A 17,253-nucleotide genomic window follows, 5' to 3' on the forward strand; every position below is an offset into this window, starting at 1 on the left:
AGGTCTCCTGTGTTGAAGGTGAAGGACGGGGATCAAGGGAGGTCATCGGGTCCAGCTGCCCAGGCGGATCGCGATGGCCAGCGTGGAGCCATAGGCCACCAGGCTGAGCGCGACCACGGCAAAGAGCGCGCTCGCCGGGGTCTTGAACACGTGCACGCAGAGCCAGCCACCGACCAGCAGGATCACCAGGCGGCCCATGCTGCCAGCCAGCGGCCAGAACATGCGCCCCGCGCCCTGCGACGCGAAGAACAGCGCCAGGCCCAGGCCGAAGAAGGCATAACCCCCGCCCACGATGTTGAGGTAGGTGGCGCCCAGCGCAAGCACCTCGGCGTCGGTGGTGAACAGGCCCATCCACAGCGCGGGCGCCACAGCGGCGACCAGGCCGATGGTGCCGGTGATCGCGGCCACCACCGCACCACCCACCCAGGCCACGCGCACCGCGCGCGCCGACTGCCCTGCCCCCATGTTGGTCGCCACCATGGCGGTCAGCGCGGTGCCGAAGCCAAACGCGATCGGCACCAGGATGTACTCCAGCCGCGCCGCCACGCCGTAGCCCGCGAGCGCGGCCGTGCCGTAGCTGCCCACCAGGGCAGTGGCCACCGCGATGGAGGCGTTGCTGATCACCGGGCTCATGGACGCCGGCAAGCCCACGCGCAGGATGTCGCGCAGCAGCGGCCCATGCGGGCGCCACGGTGCGCGCTGCAGGTGCACGGCGCCATCGCGCCTGAGCAGGTGGACCACCATCACCACCGCCGACAGCGCGTTGACCACCAGGGTGCTCACCGCAGCACCCGCCACTCCCAGGCCCGGCCAGGGCCCCCAGCCAAACACCAGGAGCGGGCACAGCGCCAGGTGCAGCAGCGCGGTGCCCAGCAGCAGCACCGATGGCAGCACCATGTTGCCCGCGCCGCGCACCACGGCGGCGAGCACGTTGGTGAACCAGATGATCAACGCGCCGCTGAACAGCACGTTCGAATACGCCAGCGCGGCTTCCAGCGCGGCACCGCGCCCGCCCATGCCGCTGAAGATGGGGCGCCCGAAGCCGAGCAGGACCAGCATGAACAGCGCGGCCAGCGCGGCCGAGATGAGCAGCGCCTGCTGCGCCAGGCGGCTGGCGTCTTCACCACGCCCGGCCCCCAGCGCGCGCGCCACGGCGGCGGTGGTGGCGCCACCAATGCCGCCCGCCGACATCTGCAGCATCAGCATCGACAGCGGAAACACCAGTGCAATGCCGGCCAGCGCATCCGCGCCCACGCGCCCGAGGATGTAGCCGTCGTAGCCGATCACGATGGTCGCCGCGAACAGGCCCATGACGTTGGGCGTGGCCAGGCGAAACAGCGTGGACAGCAGCGGCGCGTGCAGCATCTGCTGCACGCGCGATTGAGCCAGCGCGGCGCTCATGCCCGTGGGTCCCGCAGGTAGACGCCGGGCTCGATCGACAGGCCGAGCTTGACCTGCCGCGTGAATTCGTCAGCCAGAACTTCCTCGGCGCCGGCCTCCAGCGCGTCGAAGGCGCGGCCCACGATCGCTTCGGGTGTGGACTTCGGCATCTCCAGACCACGCGTGAGGTCGGTGTCCACAAAGCCCATGTGCAGGCCCAGCACCTGCGTGCCTTGCGCGCGCAGGTCGTTGCGCAGTCCGTTGGTCAGCGCCCAGGCCGCCGACTTGCTTGAACCGTAGACCGCGAGCAAGGGCGCATTGATCCAGCTCGCCACCGACAGCACGTTGAGCAGGGCACCGCCGCCGTGGGCCGCGAGCACCGGCGCAAAGGCCTGGCTCACGCGCAACACGCCGAAGTAATTGGTCTCCATGTGGGCGCGGGCCGACTCGATGCTGCCGTCCACCATGAAGCCGCCCAGGGACGCGATGCCCGCGTTGTTGATCACCAGCGTCACATCGCTGGCGTGGCGGGCGGCCGCGGCCACCTGTTCGGGGCGGGTGACATCGAGTGCGATCGGCTCGACACCCGGCAGCGTGACGCTGGCCGGGTTGCGCGCGCCGGCGTAGACCTTGCGCGCGCCACGGGCCAGCGCCTCGCGGGCAAAGGCCAGGCCGATGCCGCGGTTGGCTCCGGTGATGAAGACGGTGGCGTTGTGGAGTTGCATGGTTCAGGTTTCGGGTTGAAGGCAGAGGAGAACTCAAATATGACGGTCGTCATATTCAAGAGCGAAGGAAAACGGGGTGGGGTGGCACATGACTCAGTCCCGCGGGGACGCGTCGTGCTGCGCCAGCAGGGCGCTGCGGTTGGCGGCCAGCAGGGCTCGACCTTCGGCGTTGTCGCCCAGGGCACGCGCCAGCTGAAGCGCACCCACCATCTGGCTGGCGATGGCGGCGGCATTGCCGGGCCCGGCGGGGGCGGGCAGGGATCGTTCGACCAGGGCCATCAGGCTGCGCACGCGCTGCGCGGCGGCCGCACGCACGTCGGGCGCCTGGCGCGGCATCTCGGAGGCGAGTGCTGCCACGGCACAGCCGTTTTCGGTGCCGCTCAGATGGCTGTCCGACAGATAGCCTTCAATGAGTGCCTTGAACGGGCTGGCACCGCGCGCCTGGCGCGTGGCGTTGCCCTTGGCGATGCGGCTGGCGCTTTGTTGCCCGGCGTGCTCCAGGGCTTCGGCCAGCAAGGCGTCGCGCGAGGCGAAGTGGGCGTAGAAACCACCGTGGGTCAGGCCCGCCTCTTTCATGATGTCGGCCACGCCCACACCCTGGAAACCCGCACGCCGGATCGCACGCGCCGCAGTGTCGAGGATGCGCTCGTGGGTCAGGGCCTTGCGGCTGGGGGCGATGTCCATGCCGGCATTCTACCCAACCATATGACGATCATCATATTTCGATGACCCTGCCCGTCTTGCGGGCTTGGGGGTCGGGCCGATCAGGCGCGCGCGAGCTTGAACACCGCCACGGCCTGCACCATCTGGGCCGCCTGCGTCTTCAGGCTCGAAGCCGCCGCCGCGCTCTGCTCCACCAGCGCAGCGTTCTGCTGCGTGGCCTGGTCCATCTGCGTCACGGCTTCGCCCACCTGCGCCACACCCGAACTCTGCTCGACGCTGGCCGAGCTGATCTCGCCCATGATGTCGGTCACGCGCTGGATGGCGCCCACCACCTCGGCCATGGTCACGCCGGCACGGTCCACCAGTGCGGTGCCCTGGGCCACGCGTTCCACGCTGGCGTTGATGAGTTCCTTGATTTCCTTGGCCGCGCCCGCGCTGCGCTGGGCCAGGTTGCGCACCTCGCCCGCCACCACCGCAAAGCCACGCCCCTGCTCGCCCGCACGCGCGGCCTCCACGGCGGCGTTGAGCGCCAGGATGTTGGTCTGGAAGGCGATGCCGTCGATCACGCTGATGATGTCGGCGATCTTTTTCGAGCTGTCGTTGATGCCCTTCATGGTGCCCACCACCTGAGCCACCACGTCGCCGCCCTGCGTGGCCACGGTAGAAGCGCTCAGGGCCAGCTGGTTGGCCGCCTGCGCGTTGTCGGCGTTCTGGCGCACGGTGGAACTCAGCTCTTCCATGGAAGCGGCGGTCTCCTCCAGGGCACTGGCCTGTTGCTCGGTGCGCGCGGACAGGTCGTTGTTGCCCTGGGAAATCTCGGCGCTGGCCGTGGCCACGCCCTCGGCGTTGCCACGCACGTTGGACACCACGCGGACCAGGCTGTCCTGCATGCCCTTGAGGGCCTGCAGCAACTGGGCGGCTTCGTCGCGGCCACTGGTATCGATGGGTTGGGTGAGATCACCACCCGCGATCAGGCTTGCGCTCTGGGCGGCATGGCGCAGCGGCACGGTGATCGAGCGGCTCAGAACGAACGCCGCCCCAGCGCCCAGCAGGATGGCCAGCACGCCGCCGGCGATCAGGATGTTGCGACCCATGGCGGCCTTGTCTTCTGCCTCCTTCAGCGCGGCGTCGTAGATGCCCTGCTGGCGCTGCTCGAGCTTGAAGATCGAGTTGATGTAAGCGTCGGCCAGGGGTTTGAGGTCGCGTTCGAGCATCACACTGACGTCTTCGCCGGCCTTGCGCGCCTTCATCGCGTTGGCGCGTGGCGTGCGGTAAGCCTCGCGCGCCGCGTCGATGTCGGCAATCAGTTGCTTGCCTGCGTCGGACTCCACCAGCTCGACCAGCCGCTTGCGCGAGGCCAGCGTGACTTCGGAGGTCTTGTCCATGTCGGCCTGCCACATCGGAAGGCGGCTGGTGTCGGAATCCAGGATGGAAGCGCGGGTGCGCACCCAGTTGAGATCGACGGTCTGGCGCCATTGCACCGCCATCTGCAGCTTCTCGCTGTCCACCGTGGCCAGCTGGCGCGTGGTGGTCACCAGCTCCTGGAGCCGCCAGACACCGATGCCGGCCATCAGCGCCGTGATGATCAGGACCAGTCCGAAGGCGAGGGCCAGGCGACTGCCGACCTTGATGTTGTTGAGTTTCATGAGGGAGCTTTCCGGCGGGTGAGAAATGAGGCAAAGGCAAAACGATGCAGCGGGCACCTTCGCCCTTGCATCGTCTGTTTTGCCGATTTCTTGAATCACCCGGCTGCCTGCAAGCCCCGCTGCGAAAGTTCCCCCGATCGCGCCGAGTAACGCACCAGGCTGTCCAGCGCCTCGATCTCCACGCGCGCGCTGCGCCGCCCATACACCTGCGCCTTGAGCCATTCGATCTCGTCCTCCAGCTTCTGCGCGTCGACCACGGTGCAGAACCAGACCTTGGCGTCCGCATCCCACCGGTAGCCTCGGCTCTTGAGCTGGTCTTTGGACTCGAAGGGCGAGCCGGTGGCGCGGAGTTTGAAGCTGGGCCGCGAGGCCGCCGTGATCAGCTGCATCAGGCCCGTGGTCGTGCTCCTGGCCACCGTCTTTGCGAGCACCTGCAGCAGCGCATGGCAATCCACCTGCGCGCGGTGGGCATCAAAGAACCATCCCTGGTCCTGGGCCAGCGCGCTCAGCTTGGACGAACCCGCGCCGGCGGCCTTCCAGTCGATGTCGGCGAACGAGCACGCCCAGGCCTTCGCTGCGAAACAGGAGAACCGGGCTTCCACAAAGGGGCGGTCGAAGCCGGCGTTGTGTGCCACGACCAGATCGGCCTTCGACACCATCGCCTCGACCCGCGCGTCGTCCAGCCGGTGTCCTTTGACCATGTCATCGCTGATGCCCGTCACTTCCTGCGCAACGGGTGGAATGGGCATCCCGGGGTCCTCGAAGCCTTCAAACAGCTCCACCGGTCCGAACGGCAAGCCCGTGGCCACGTCCACCTGCACCAGCAGCATGGCCAGTTCGATGATCTTGTCGCTCTGGTGCGAAAGGCCGGTGGTTTCGGTGTCGAGCACCAGCACGCGCTGGCAGGCCGGTGTGGTTTGCCCTGAAGCCACCGGCCCTGGCCCGAAATCCGCGAGGGGAACCAGACGGCGCAGAACGCGAAAATCGGGATCCTGCTCCAGCCGCCGGGCCAACGCCTCCAGCGTCGCCGACGCAGAGAGGGGTGCGGGCACGGCAGACACATCCGCTGAATGCGGTGGGTCGAACTCGAAACTGAATTGGTTCATCGGCGAAGCCGGATGCACCCACCTGAGTACCAGGACTGCACGAGATGGGCGCAGGACCCGGGGCGGGAAGGGATCAGGGGCGTGCCGCACTGGAGTCTGTGCGGGTCACGTGTGGCACATGGGCGGGCGCCCACGCAAGTCGTTGTTTTTGGTGCGGCTGGCGGGGATCGAACCCACGACCCTTGGCTTCGGAGGCCAATACTCTATCCACTGAGCTACAGCCGCAACCGCCTGAATTCTATCAGTGAGGGGTATTTGAAAGGTCTGTGCAGAGGGCGTTGGCTATAATCGAAGGCTCTTCCGACCCTTCCACGCGGGCAAGTTCCGTCGGATTGTTGACCCGCCTTGCCACCCCTTGAGGACACCATGAGCGACCACGCGCACGAACACCACACCGGCCCGATCAAAACACCTTCGCAGTTGCTGTGGACGTCGTTCTTCGCATTTGTCGCTCCCATTTTCATCATCATCGGGCTGGTCTATTTCGTAACCTCGGGCAACAAGCCCGCCATGGGCGCGGGTGATCCGGAACTGGCCATTGCACAGCGCATCCAGCGTGTGGGCACGGTCGACCTGCGCGACGCCAACCGTCCGCTGGCGCTGGGTGAAGCGGTTTACGCGGCGCAGTGCGTGGCCTGCCACGCTGCTGGTGTGGCGGGCGCACCCAAGTTCGGCGATGCAGCCGCCTGGGCTCCACGCATTGCCACTGGATACGAGGCCCTGCTGACGTCCGCGCTCAAGGGCAAGGGCGCCATGGGCGCGCAAGGCGGCGGCGCCTACCGTGACGTGGAGATCGGTCGCGCCGTGGTGCACATCGCCAACGCTGCAGGTGGCAAATTCGCCGTTCCCGAAGCGGCACCCGCCGCTGCCGCGGCACCGGCTGTCTCACCAGCACCAGCACCAGCACCAGTGGCCGTGGTCGCGGCCGCATCTGCAGCCCCGGCACCCGCCGCCTCGGCCACGGTGGCCGCCGGCGCGGGTGAAGCACTCTACAAGCAGGCATGCTCCGTTTGCCACGTGGCCGGCGTGGCCGGTGCGCCCAAGTTCGCCGACAAGGCCGCATGGGCTCCCCGCGTGGGCACGGGTCTGGACGGTCTGACCGCCAGCGTGATCAAAGGCAAGGGCGCGATGCCGCCAAAGGGTGGTACGGCCGCTTCCGACGCAGACATCAAGTCGGCCGTGCAATACATGCTGGCCGCGGTGAAGTAAGAGCGCAGCTTCGACGCAAAAAGGCCGGCTTCAAGCCGGCTTTTTTGCGTGTGACACCACAGGGCTAGTGTCCTGTCCCGTTAATTCGTAGGCACAGAAACTGCATGGGATGAAGCATCCTTGGAGATGCCCTATGCCCAACGCATACACCCGTACCAATGTGGTCACGCTGACCGAGATGGAGCGTGCCGAATTGACCTCGATGGCGAGATCGCGCTCGCTGCCTGCTGCCCTTGCCTTGAGAGCGCGGATTGTGCTGGCCTGTGAAGGATCGGACATTGCGAGCACGCAGGTTGCCAAAGCGCTAGGGCTGGATCGAAACACGGTGAACAAGTGGCGCGGTCGGTATGTGCGAGATCGCATCGCTGGTCTGTACGATGAGTTGCGCCCGGGACGGCCGCGCACGGTCGATGATGAGCGAGTCGCGCAGCTGATCACCAAGACATTGCACACCAAGCCTGCAGATGGCTCGACGCACTGGAGCACTCGGGGCTTGGCGGGCGAGACAGGCATCAGCAAGAGCACGGTGGCGCGCTACCTGCAGGCGTTCCAACTCAAGCCGCACCGTGTGGAGAGCTTCAAGTTGTCGACCGATCCCCTGTTCATCGAGAAGCTTCGCGATGTGGTCGGGCTGTACCTGAATCCTCCTGAGAACGCGCTGGTGCTATGCGTCGATGAGAAAAGTCAGTGCCAAGCGTTGGAGCGCACTCAGCCCATGCTGCCGATGGGGTTGGGCTATGTGGAAGGCGTGACCCACGACTATGTGCGCCATGGAACGACCACGCTGTTTGCCGCGCTCAACGTGATGAATGGGCAGGTGCTGGCGCAATGCCGCCCGAGGCACCGGCACCAGGAGTTTCTGGACTTCCTGCGCACGATCGACAAGGCGGTGCCGCAGGCACTGGACGTGCACTGCATCGCCGACAACTACGCCAGCCACAAGCACCCGAAGGTGCGCGCCTGGCTCGCACAGCGGCCACGCTGGCATATGCACTTCGTGCCGACCTACTCGAGCTGGCTCAATCAGGTCGAACGCTTCTTCGCCATCATCACCGACAAGGCGATCCGTCGCGGCTCGTTCAAAAGCGTCAAGGAGCTGACGAACAAGATCAACTCATTCGTCAGTCAATACAACGAGAACTGCAAGCCCTTCACCTGGATGGCAACAGCCGACTCGATCCTCGAAAAGCTCGCCCGGCTATGCGGACGAATTAACGGGACAGGACACTAGGGCTGCGCACGAAACGGCCCTGGGCTGGCAAGTCAGCGGCCTGCACGCCCCGCGGAGACCACAAGCCGGCCTCCACGCAATCGCCCGCGAGCACCATGTCGGCGCTGTGCACCAGTCCAATGCCGAGATCGGCCACCAGATACAGCTTGCCGCTCTCGTCCAGCAGGCTGCCTTGCACCTGCGCCACCGCGCCGGTGTGGCTGAGCACCCGCCCATCGGGCTGCAGGCGCCAGATCCACGGTGTGGCTTCAAGCTCGACGTACACGCGCTGCGGACCGTTCTGGAAATACCACTGCCCTTCGTCATCAGGGGCGTAGTTGCGCTGGATGAAGTCGATGAGCTTTTCGTGACGCAGCAGCGATCCCTTGCTCGCCGGAAACGCGCCGGCGGCCTGCACGCGGTCGTCGCGCATGTACCAGTTGCCGCGCGCATCCAGCCCCAGCCAGCCGAAGCAGTTGGGTACGTTGGGCCACTTGGCCATGGCGGCCTTGACGATCTCGTCCATGGGTGTTTGATCAAAGGTGGGCGAGCAGCCAGTGTCCCACGGCATCGGGCATGGCGCGCACGTGGCCGGGCAGCCCTAGCGCACCGTGCGAAACGGGAAAGCCCACATGCCCGCCCTGCGTCGGCTGCCACAAGGTCAGGTACCCGCCGACTTCCTGCGGTGTCGGCAGAGATGCAGCGGGAATGAACGGGTCGTTGCGGGCATTGAGCGCAAGGGCAGGCACGCGGATCTGATGCAACACGGGTTTGGCCGAGGCGCGCGACCAGTAGTCCTGCGTGTCGCGAAAGCCATGCAACGGAGCTGTGAACAGGTTGTCGAATTCAAAGAGGTCCCGCGCGGCCAGCAGCGCATCGCGGTCGAACAGACCGGGGTGCTGCTCCAGTTTCTTCAGGGCCTTGGGCACCATGCTGCCCAGAAACATGCGCGTGTAGACCAGTCGGTTGAAGCCGCGTCCGATGGCATGGCCGCTCGCGGTCAGGTCCAGCGGCGAGCAGATGGAGGCCACCGCCCGCACATGCTGGCGGGCAGACTCACCCATCTCGGCGGCCCAGCGCATGAGTGCATTACCGCCGAGGGACACGCCCACCGCAATCAAGGGTCGCTCGGGGTGTTCGGTGGCAAACCGCTTCAGGATCCAGTCGATCTCTTCAAAGTCGCCCGAGTGGTAGGCGCGTGGCGCGCGGTTGAGTTCACCCGAGCAGCCGCGAAAATGCGGCACGGCGAAGGCCAGTCCGTGGGCCGCCGAAAAATCGGCGAAGGCCACCGCGTACTGGCTGGCCGACGAGCCTTCGAGGCCGTGGAACAACACCAGCAAAGGCGCGCCCGCGGGTGCGGTGTGCTGCGCCTGATCGACGTCGATGAAGTCACCATCGGGCGTGGTCCAGCGGCTGCGTGCCCACCGGGGCGCGGGCCCGAAGTGCCGGCGGCTGGCCAGCGCGGCCCACAGCGTCTGCGCATTGCCGCCGGGCAGCCACCACGGCGCAGCATAGGGAAAACCTTCCGCGCTCAATGCAGCACGGGTTTGGCGGTGAGGATCTCCGGCGGCTCGGTGCGCATGCCGGGACTGGCGTGGTGCGCCACCATGCGCCAGCCTTGCGCCGTCTTGGCGTACACGTTGGTGGCGACCACCCAGGCGTGCTGAAAGCCGTCATCGCTCATCACGGCCACGCGCTCAACGACGCTGTGCACGCTGCAGGCGCCGGCGTCCAGGCGCCGCACTTTCTCCGGCGTGGCCTGCACGCTGCCGTTGGAGAACATGGCCTCGAACGCCGAGCGCACCGCTGCGTGGCCCACCAGCCTCGGTCCGCCCGGATGCACGCACACGATGTCGTCCTCGTCGGCCCAGCAGGCCATGAGGCGCTCGATGTCTGCGTGTTGCAGGGCGTCGTAGAACGCGGCTTCCGTGTCGTCCGGGGAGCCCGGCGGGAGTTTGGGTTTTCGCATGCGCCGTATTTTGCAGGCACCGCCGCCCTTGTGCGATCGGGCACACCACCAGGCACCATGCCCCGGGGGTATAGTCCCGCAGATTCAAGGCTCGACCAGAGTCTCCGCATGAACGGCCCACCGGCCACTGGAGGTTTTATGCACACGCCCTTGCGCTCCCCGTTCGCCCGGCTGCTCACCTGGCTGGCCGCTGTGCTGCTGTCCATCGGCCTCACGGGCTGCGGCTACAACGATTTCCAACGGCTCGACGAACAGACGCAATCGGCCTGGTCGGAGGTGCTCAACCAGTACCAGCGCCGCGCCGACCTGATCCCCAACATCGTGGCCACCGTCAAAGGTGAGGCCAACTTCGAGCAGGAAACGCTCACGCGCGTGATCGAGGCTCGCGCCAAGGCCACCAGCATCCAGGTGACCCCGCAGACGCTGAACGACCCGGCCGCCCTGCAACAGTTCCAGGCCGCGCAGGGCGAACTGGGCAGCGCGCTCAGCCGCTTGATGGTGGTGGTGGAGCAGTACCCCAACCTCAAGGCCAACCAGGGCTTCAGCGATCTGCGCGTGCAGCTTGAAGGCACCGAGAACCGCATCACTGTTGCGCGCAACCGTTACATCCAGACAGTTCAGGAATACAACGTGCTCTCGCGCAGCTTCCCGAGCAACCTCACCGCCATGGTGTTCGGCTACAAGCCCAAGGCCAACTTCCAGGTGGCCAATGAGGCTGCCATTTCCGCACCGCCCACGGTGGACTTCAAGAAGCCATGACGCGCTTCTGTGCCCGGTGCCTCCTGGCACTGGGACTGTGGTGGGTGGTGGCCCTTGCGGCGGCCCAGGGCCTGGTGCCCGTGCCCGCGCTGAGCGCGCATGTGATCGACCAGACCGCCACGCTGGACGCCGCCAACCTCGCCGCCATCGAGGCCAAGCTGGCCGCATTCGAACAATCCAACGGTTCCCAGGTGGTGGTGCTGATGGTGCCGACCACCGCCCCCGAAGACATTGCCGACTTCACCCAACGCGTGGGCGACGCGTGGAAGATCGGCCGGGCCGAGGTGGGTGACGGCGCTTTGTTAGTGATCGCCAAGGACGACCGGCGCCTGCGCATCGCCACGGCCAAGGCGCTGGAAGGCGCAATCCCCGACCTCATGGCGCGCCGCATCCTGGACAGCGCGGTCACGCCCGCCTTTCGGCGCGGCGACTATGCAGGCGGCATCAACGCCGGCGTCGACCAGATCCTGGCGCGCATCCGCGGCGAAGAGCTGCCGCTGCCCGATGCGTCGGCGGCGCAACGGGCAGCGGGCTCCAGCGAATTTGAATGGATGGACGCGCTGATCTTTTTGGTGTTTGCCGTCCCCATGCTCTCGGGTGTGCTGCGGGGCATGTTTGGCAACAAGCTCGGCACCGTGCTCACCGGGGTGGGCGCGGGCGCCCTGGCCTGGGTGCTCACCGCCGTGCTGTGGGTGGCCATCGGCGCTGGCCTGCTCGGCATGCTCGCCGCGCTGTTCATGCAGTTCCTGCCGGCCGCTTCCCCGGGAGGCTCGGGCAGAGGCGGTCGCGGCGGTGGCTGGGGTGGTGGCGGCCTGGGCGGCGGGGGTTTCGGGGGTGGCCGCGGGGGTGGCGGGTTCAGCTCGGGCGGCGGCGGCAATTTTGGGGGCGGCGGCGCCTCGGGCGGCTGGTAGTTGCCATGAACAAGTTGCTGCGCATCGTCAAGCACCGCTGGATGGACCGCGCGGACACCGTGCGAGCGGTGCCCGACGACATGGCCGAGCGCATCGCGCGCCGCGTGGCGGCCAGTGAAGGCCGGCACACCGGTGAGGTGCGCCTGTGTGTCGAGGCCTCGTTGCCGCTGAGCTACCTCTGGCGCATCGGTACGGCGACTCCCTTGGCAGCGGTGGTGCGCGAGCGCGCCCTGACCTGGTTCGGGCGGCTGCGCATCTGGGACACCGAACACAACAACGGCGTGCTGATCTATGTGCTGCTGGCCGAACACGCCATCGAGTTCGTGGCCGACCGCGCACTCGTGCGGCGCGTGAGCCCGGCGCAGTGGCAGGCCATCGTCGATCGACTCGCCTCGCGTCTGCGACTGGGGGAAGTTGAGGACGGTCTCACCCAGGCACTGGAAGAAGTCTCCGCTTTGCTGGTTGCGTATTTCCCGGCCGATGGCGGCAAGGGGCGCCCCAATGAACTCCCCAACGCCGTGGTCCGCCGCTGAACCGCCCGGCGGGTCAGCCGCCCTTGCGTTTGTCCAGCGGGCTGCGGCTGTTCATCACCACCTGCAGTTCCTGCTGCAAGGCCTTGTTCATCTGGGCAAAGGTCTTGAGCTTGCGGGTGGTTTCGCGCAGCCGGTCGGCCATGCGTTTGGAAATGGCCAGCAACAGGCGCGAACCCAGGCGCGGGTCTTCCTTGAGGATGCGCATGAGCGCAGTGCGTGAGAGCACAGCCGCAGCGATGTTGGTGTTGGCCGTGCACGTGGCTGAACGCGGCGCCCCATCCAGCACACCCATCTCACCGATGAGGTGACCTGGACCCATGATGTTGACCACCATGCTTTCGTGCAGGCCCGGCAGTTCATTCTCCACCGCGATGTCACCTTCGAGCACCAGCAGCATGTAGTCGTTCTGCCGGACCTCACCCTCCTGGATGATCACCGTCCCCGCCTTGATCAGCTTGGGTCGCATGTAGCCGACCACTTTGAGGGCGTCGCCCAACGTGAGGTCGGCCAGAGCCGATGGTGTGACCAACAATCGCGCAGCCACCTCTTCGGGGGCCAGTTCCGGACTTTCAAAAATCGATGACATCGTCTCAGCCTTTGTTCGCGATCACATGGTATTCGGACCGCTGGAGATTGCAGCGAGCAACAGGCAAAAAAAAGACCGGCCGCGGCCGATCTTTTCATGGGGGGGGCAGACCGTGGTCTGCTCACTCATTTCTTTTGCCGGTATTTGCGCAGTGCAGCAATCTGGGCCGCCATGACCGCCAACTCCGACGTCGCCTTGGCCAGATCGATGTCGCTCTTGGCGTTTTTCAAAGCCTCTTCGGCCTGCTTGCGGGCATCGAGCGCCTTGGCTTCGTCGAGGTCCTTGCCGCGGATGGCGGTGTCGGACAGCACGGTGATGTGGTGCGGTTGCACTTCCAGAATGCCGCCGGCCACGAACACAAACTCTTCGCCGCCATCGGCTTTTTCGATGCGCACGGCACCGGGTTTGATACGGGTGATGAGCGGAATGTGACCGGGCAAGATGCCCAGCTCGCCGGCTTCACCGGGCAGGGCCACAAACTTGGCTTCGCCGGAAAAGATGGAAGCTTCGGCGCTCACCACGTCGACGCGGATGGTGCTCATAGGGTCTCCTGTTGAAGAGGGCTGGAAAGCAAGCGGGCGGGTGAGCGGCACAGGCCGACACCCGCTTCAGCCGCTTCAGGCCATCTTCTTCGCTTTCTCAAAAGCTTCGTCGATCGTGCCGACCATGTAGAACGACTGCTCGGGCAGGTGGTCGCACTCGCCGGCGGTGATCATCTTGAAACCACGGATGGTTTCGGCCAGCGTCACGTACTTGCCGGGCGAGCCGGTGAACACTTCAGCCACGTGGAACGGCTGCGACAGGAAACGTTGGATCTTGCGCGCGCGGGCCACGGCCAGTTTGTCTTCCGGTGCCAGTTCGTCCATGCCCAGAATGGCGATGATGTCGCGCAGTTCCTTGTAGCGCTGCAGGGTGTTCTGCACGGCGCGGGCGGTTTCGTAGTGTTCCTGGCCCACGACCAGCGGATCGAGCTGGCGGCTGGTGGAGTCCAGAGGATCGACGGCGGGGTAGATGCCCAGCGAAGCGATGTCACGGCTCAGCACCACGGTGGAGTCCAGGTGGGCGAAGGTGGTGGCTGGCGACGGATCGGTCAAGTCATCGGCGGGCACGTACACGGCCTGAATGGAAGTGATCGAGCCGACCTTGGTGGAGGTGATGCGCTCCTGCAGACGGCCCATCTCTTCGGCCAGCGTGGGCTGGTAACCCACGGCGGACGGCATGCGGCCCAGCAGGGCGGAAACTTCGGTACCGGCCAGCGTGTAACGGTAGATGTTGTCCACGAAGAACAGCACGTCACGGCCTTCGTCGCGGAACGACTCGGCGATGGTCAGGCCTGTCAGGGCCACGCGCAGACGGTTGCCCGGGGGCTCGTTCATCTGGCCGTAGACCATGGCCACTTTGGACTCGCCCAGGTTCTCCAGGTTCACGACGCCGGAGTCGGCCATCTCGTGATAGAAGTCGTTGCCTTCGCGGGTGCGCTCACCCACACCAGCGAACACCGACAGACCGCTGTGGGCCTTGGCGATGTTGTTGATGAGTTCCATCATGTTCACGGTCTTGCCCACGCCGGCACCACCGAACAGGCCCACCTTGCCGCCCTTGGCAAACGGGCAGATCAAGTCGATCACCTTGATGCCGGTCTCCAACAGCTCTTGCGATGGCGACAACTCGTCATACGCTGGGGCCTTGCGGTGGATGGAGGCTGTGAGCGCCTGATCAACCGGGCCACGCTCGTCGATGGGCGCGCCGAGCACGTCCATGATGCGGCCCAGGGTGGCTTTGCCCACGGGCACCATGATGGGCTCGGCGGTGTTGGTCACCACCATACCGCGGCGCAGGCCGTCGGAAGAGCCCAGCGCAATGGTGCGGACCACGCCGTCACCGAGCTGCTGCTGGACTTCCAGCGTCAGCGCGGAACCTTCCATTTTCAGGGCGTCGTAAACGCGCGGCATCTGGTTGCGCGGAAATTCCACGTCGACCACGGCGCCAATGCACTGAACAATCTTGCCTTGTACTTGAGACATGATGGATACCTTTTAAATTCTCTGGATTCTGTTGAACGGCTGCTTCAGACCGCTGCGGCGCCGGCGACGATTTCCGAAAGCTCTTTCGTGATCGCCGCCTGGCGGGTCTTGTTGTAGACCAGCTTGAGTTCGCTGATGACGCTGCCGGCGTTGTCGGTGGCGGCCTTCATGGCCACCATGCGCGCAGACTGCTCGGACGCCATGTTTTCAGCCACGGCCTGGTAGACCTGGGCTTCCACGTAGCGCAGCAGGAGCTCGTCAATGACGGCCGGTGCATCGGGTTCGTAGATGTAGTCCCAGTCACGGCCACCGGCGTTGTCCTGCAGATCGCCGGAGTTGAGCGGCAACAGCTTCTCGACCACCGACTCCTGCTTCATCGTGTTGATGAACTTGGTGTAGCAGACGTAGACGGCATTGACGCGACCCTCGGTGTACGCATCGAGCAGCGTCTTCACCGGGCCGATCAGCTTCTCAAGGTGCGGCGTGTCACCCAGAGCGGTCACGCTGGAAACCACCTTGGCACCGATGCGGTTCATGAACGCCAGCCCTTTGTTGCCAATGGCAACCACCTCAGCCGTTTGGCCCTGCGCCTGCAGGTCCTTGAGCTGGGTCGTCACCGCGCGCAGTACGTTGGTGTTCAAACCACCACACAGACCCTTGTCGGTCGTCACCACCACAAAACCCGCGACTTTGGCGTCGTTGGTCTGCATGAAGGGGTGCGTGTACTCGGGGTTGGCGCGGCTCAGGTTGCCGGTGATCTGGCGCACTTTTTCTGCGTAAGGCCGGGCCGCACGCATGCGTTCCTGCGCCTTGCGCATCTTGGAGGCGGCGACCATTTCCATGGCTTTGGTGATCTTCTTGGTGTTCTCCACCGATTTGATCTTGCCGCGTATTTCCTTGCCTGCTGCCATTGTGTTTCCTCTAAGAAGTCAATGGACCGGATCAGTAGGTGCCGGTTTTCTTGAAGTCGGCAATGGCTGCAGCCAGCTGGGCTTCCGCGTCCTTGTCCATGGCCTTGTCGTTTTCCAGCTTGGACAGCAGCGCTGCGTGCTTGTCCTTGAGGAAAGCGTGCATGCCGTTCTCGAACGAGAGCACTTTCTTGACTTCGATGTCGTCCAGGTATCCCTTGTTCACGGCGAACAGCGTGGAAGCCATGAGGCCGATCGACTGTGGGCTGTATTGCGCCTGCTTCAAGAGTTCGGTCACGCGGGCACCGCGGTCGAGCTGCTTGCGGGTGGCCTCGTCCAGGTCGGACGCGAACTGCGCGAACGCAGCCAGTTCACGGTACTGGGCCAGGTCGGTACGGATACCGCCAGACAGGCTCTTGATCAGCTTGGTCTGGGCAGCACCACCGACGCGCGACACCGAAATGCCGGCGTTGATGGCGGGGCGGATACCGGCGTTGAACAGGCTGGTTTCGAGGAAGATCTGGCCGTCGGTGATCGAGATCACGTTGGTGGGCACGAAAGCGGACACGTCACCGGCCTGCGTTTCGATGATGGGCAGTGCCGTCAGCGAACCAGTCTTGCCTTTGACTTCGCCTTTGGTGAAGGCTTCGACGTAGTCGGCGTTCACGCGAGCGGCCCGCTCCAGCAGACGGCTGTGGAGGTAGAACACGTCGCCTGGGTAGGCTTCGCGGCCTGGTGGGCGGCGCAGCAGCAGCGAGACCTGGCGGTAGGCCACGGCCTGCTTGGACAGGTCGTCATACACGATCAGGGCGTCCTGGCCACGGTCGCGGAAGTACTCGCCCATGGTGCAGCCGGAGTAGGCCGACAGGTACTGCATGGCAGCGGATTCAGAAGCCGAAGCGGCCACGACGATGGTGTATTCCATCGCGCCAGCCTGCTCCAGGGCACGCACCACGTTCTTGATCGACGAGGCCTTCTGGCCAATGGCGACGTAAACGCAGGTCATGTTCTGACCCTTCTGGTTGATGATCGCGTCGATCGCCACAGCGGTCTTGCCGGTCTGGCGGTCGCCGATGATCAGCTCGCGCTGGCCACGGCCCACGGGCACCATGGAGTCGATCGACTTCAGGCCGGTCTGCACCGGCTGGTCCACCGATTTGCGAGCGATCACGCCGGGCGCGACCTTCTCGATCACGTCGGTCATCTTGGCGTTGATCGGGCCCTTGCCGTCGATCGGAGCACCCAGGGCGTTGACCACGCGGCCAATCAGCTCGGGACCCACCGGCACTTCCAGAATGCGGCCCGTGCACTTGACGGTTTCGCCTTCGGAGATGTGCTCGTACTCACCCAAAATCACGGCGCCCACGGAGTCACGCTCCAGGTTCAGCGCCAGGCCAAAGGAAGGCACGCCGTCCTTGTTGGCCGGGAATTCCAGCATCTCGCCCTGCATCACGTCGGACAGGCCGTGGACGCGGACGATACCGTCGGTCACCGACACCACGGTGCCCTGGTTGCGCACATCGGTCGATGTGCCCAGTCCCTCGATGCGGGACTTGATCAATTCGGAAATTTCGGCGGGATTGAGTTGCATGACTCTTTCCTTCTTTCGTTAAATGGTGAGCAG

18 protein-coding genes and 1 tRNA gene are annotated in these 17,253 nt (G+C 65.5%); 5 read left to right on the forward strand and 14 right to left on the reverse strand.

Going from position 1 to position 17,253, the window contains the following annotated elements; genetic code table 11:
* Positions 1–42: 42 nt before the first annotated feature.
* The 6 genes from F9Z44_RS19445 to F9Z44_RS19470 form a co-directional block, all read right to left on the reverse strand.
* Complete coding sequence (locus F9Z44_RS19445; protein WP_159608339.1) at positions 43–1,401, reverse strand: MATE family efflux transporter; 1,359 nt, start codon at positions 1,399–1,401, stop codon at positions 43–45.
* Positions 1,398–2,105, reverse strand: a complete 708-nt coding sequence (locus tag F9Z44_RS19450) for an SDR family oxidoreductase (protein ID WP_159608340.1) — start codon at positions 2,103–2,105, stop codon at positions 1,398–1,400. Before F9Z44_RS19450 ends, F9Z44_RS19445 begins: the two co-directional genes overlap by 4 nt.
* Before the next feature lie 93 nt (positions 2,106–2,198).
* Positions 2,199–2,789 (reverse strand): TetR/AcrR family transcriptional regulator, encoded by a 591-nt coding sequence (locus tag F9Z44_RS19455; protein WP_159608341.1) that lies wholly within the window; start codon positions 2,787–2,789, stop codon positions 2,199–2,201.
* Positions 2,790–2,869: 80 nt separating this feature from the next.
* On the reverse strand, positions 2,870–4,414 hold the full coding sequence (locus F9Z44_RS19460; RefSeq protein WP_159608342.1) for a methyl-accepting chemotaxis protein: 1,545 nt from the start codon (positions 4,412–4,414) through the stop codon (positions 2,870–2,872).
* A gap of 95 nt (positions 4,415–4,509) precedes the next feature.
* Positions 4,510–5,520, reverse strand: coding sequence for a 3'-5' exonuclease (locus F9Z44_RS19465; protein ID WP_159608343.1), 1,011 nt, complete (start codon positions 5,518–5,520; stop codon positions 4,510–4,512).
* Positions 5,521–5,669: 149 nt separating this feature from the next.
* A tRNA-Arg gene (locus F9Z44_RS19470) sits at positions 5,670–5,745 on the reverse strand.
* A 141-nt stretch (positions 5,746–5,886) separates the two neighbouring features.
* On the opposite strand from F9Z44_RS19470, the gene F9Z44_RS19475 reads away from it, so the two are divergent.
* Positions 5,887–6,729 (forward strand): c-type cytochrome, encoded by an 843-nt coding sequence (locus F9Z44_RS19475; RefSeq protein ID WP_159608344.1) that lies wholly within the window; start codon positions 5,887–5,889, stop codon positions 6,727–6,729.
* Positions 6,730–6,862: 133 nt separating this feature from the next.
* Positions 6,863–7,960: an IS630 family transposase gene (locus F9Z44_RS19480; protein ID WP_159602847.1), complete on the forward strand. Its 1,098-nt coding sequence runs from the start codon at positions 6,863–6,865 to the stop codon at positions 7,958–7,960.
* Here the strand turns inward: F9Z44_RS19480 and F9Z44_RS19485 are convergent.
* From F9Z44_RS19485 to F9Z44_RS19495, 3 genes are read right to left on the reverse strand one after another with little or no spacing between them, the layout of a single operon-like run.
* The gene (locus tag F9Z44_RS19485) at positions 7,941–8,465 is read right to left on the reverse strand and encodes a DUF2946 family protein (protein ID WP_159608345.1); all 525 of its coding nucleotides are present in this window, start codon (positions 8,463–8,465) and stop codon (positions 7,941–7,943) included. The two genes, F9Z44_RS19480 and F9Z44_RS19485, sit on opposite strands and share 20 nt — an antisense overlap.
* Before the next feature lie 10 nt (positions 8,466–8,475).
* Entirely contained in the window at positions 8,476–9,474 is a 999-nt protein-coding gene (locus F9Z44_RS19490) for a YheT family hydrolase (protein ID WP_236574197.1), read from the reverse strand.
* Positions 9,471–9,908 (reverse strand): YybH family protein, encoded by a 438-nt coding sequence (locus F9Z44_RS19495; RefSeq protein ID WP_159608346.1) that lies wholly within the window; start codon positions 9,906–9,908, stop codon positions 9,471–9,473. The genes F9Z44_RS19490 and F9Z44_RS19495 overlap by 4 nt, the downstream gene beginning before the upstream one ends.
* A 138-nt stretch (positions 9,909–10,046) precedes the next feature.
* Here F9Z44_RS19495 and F9Z44_RS19500 point away from each other — a divergent pair, with 138 nt between their 5' ends.
* The 3 genes from F9Z44_RS19500 to F9Z44_RS19510 are packed head-to-tail and all read left to right on the forward strand — an operon-like array spanning position 10,047 to position 12,111.
* Positions 10,047–10,667 (forward strand): LemA family protein, encoded by a 621-nt coding sequence (locus F9Z44_RS19500; RefSeq protein ID WP_159608347.1) that lies wholly within the window; start codon positions 10,047–10,049, stop codon positions 10,665–10,667.
* A complete protein-coding gene (locus F9Z44_RS19505; RefSeq protein ID WP_159608348.1) occupies positions 10,664–11,578 on the forward strand; it encodes a TPM domain-containing protein in 915 nt (304 codons plus the stop codon). The genes F9Z44_RS19500 and F9Z44_RS19505 overlap by 4 nt, the downstream gene beginning before the upstream one ends.
* A gap of 5 nt (positions 11,579–11,583) precedes the next feature.
* The gene (locus F9Z44_RS19510; protein WP_159608349.1) at positions 11,584–12,111 is read left to right on the forward strand and encodes a TPM domain-containing protein; all 528 of its coding nucleotides are present in this window, start codon (positions 11,584–11,586) and stop codon (positions 12,109–12,111) included.
* Positions 12,112–12,124: 13 nt separating this feature from the next.
* Here F9Z44_RS19510 and F9Z44_RS19515 read toward each other — a convergent pair whose 3' ends face one another.
* The 5 genes from F9Z44_RS19515 to atpA form a co-directional block, all read right to left on the reverse strand.
* A complete protein-coding gene (locus F9Z44_RS19515) occupies positions 12,125–12,697 on the reverse strand; it encodes a cyclic nucleotide-binding domain-containing protein (RefSeq protein ID WP_159608350.1) in 573 nt (190 codons plus the stop codon).
* Positions 12,698–12,822: 125 nt separating this feature from the next.
* Positions 12,823–13,239, reverse strand: a complete 417-nt coding sequence (locus F9Z44_RS19520) for a F0F1 ATP synthase subunit epsilon (protein WP_056266665.1) — start codon at positions 13,237–13,239, stop codon at positions 12,823–12,825.
* A gap of 75 nt (positions 13,240–13,314) precedes the next feature.
* Positions 13,315–14,721, reverse strand: a complete 1,407-nt coding sequence (gene atpD, locus F9Z44_RS19525) for a F0F1 ATP synthase subunit beta (protein WP_159608351.1) — start codon at positions 14,719–14,721, stop codon at positions 13,315–13,317.
* A 44-nt stretch (positions 14,722–14,765) separates the two neighbouring features.
* On the reverse strand, positions 14,766–15,632 hold the full coding sequence (gene atpG / locus F9Z44_RS19530) for a F0F1 ATP synthase subunit gamma (RefSeq protein WP_159608352.1): 867 nt from the start codon (positions 15,630–15,632) through the stop codon (positions 14,766–14,768).
* A gap of 31 nt (positions 15,633–15,663) precedes the next feature.
* Positions 15,664–17,220 carry a F0F1 ATP synthase subunit alpha gene (gene atpA / locus F9Z44_RS19535; protein WP_159608353.1) on the reverse strand — a complete coding sequence of 519 codons (1,557 nt, stop codon included), beginning with the start codon at positions 17,218–17,220 and terminating at the stop codon, positions 15,664–15,666.
* Positions 17,221–17,253 lie beyond the last annotated feature (33 nt).

The sequence above is a fragment of the Hydrogenophaga sp. PBL-H3 genome (genome assembly GCF_010104355.1).
In the GTDB taxonomy this organism is placed as follows: Bacteria; Pseudomonadota; Gammaproteobacteria; order Burkholderiales; family Burkholderiaceae_C; genus Hydrogenophaga.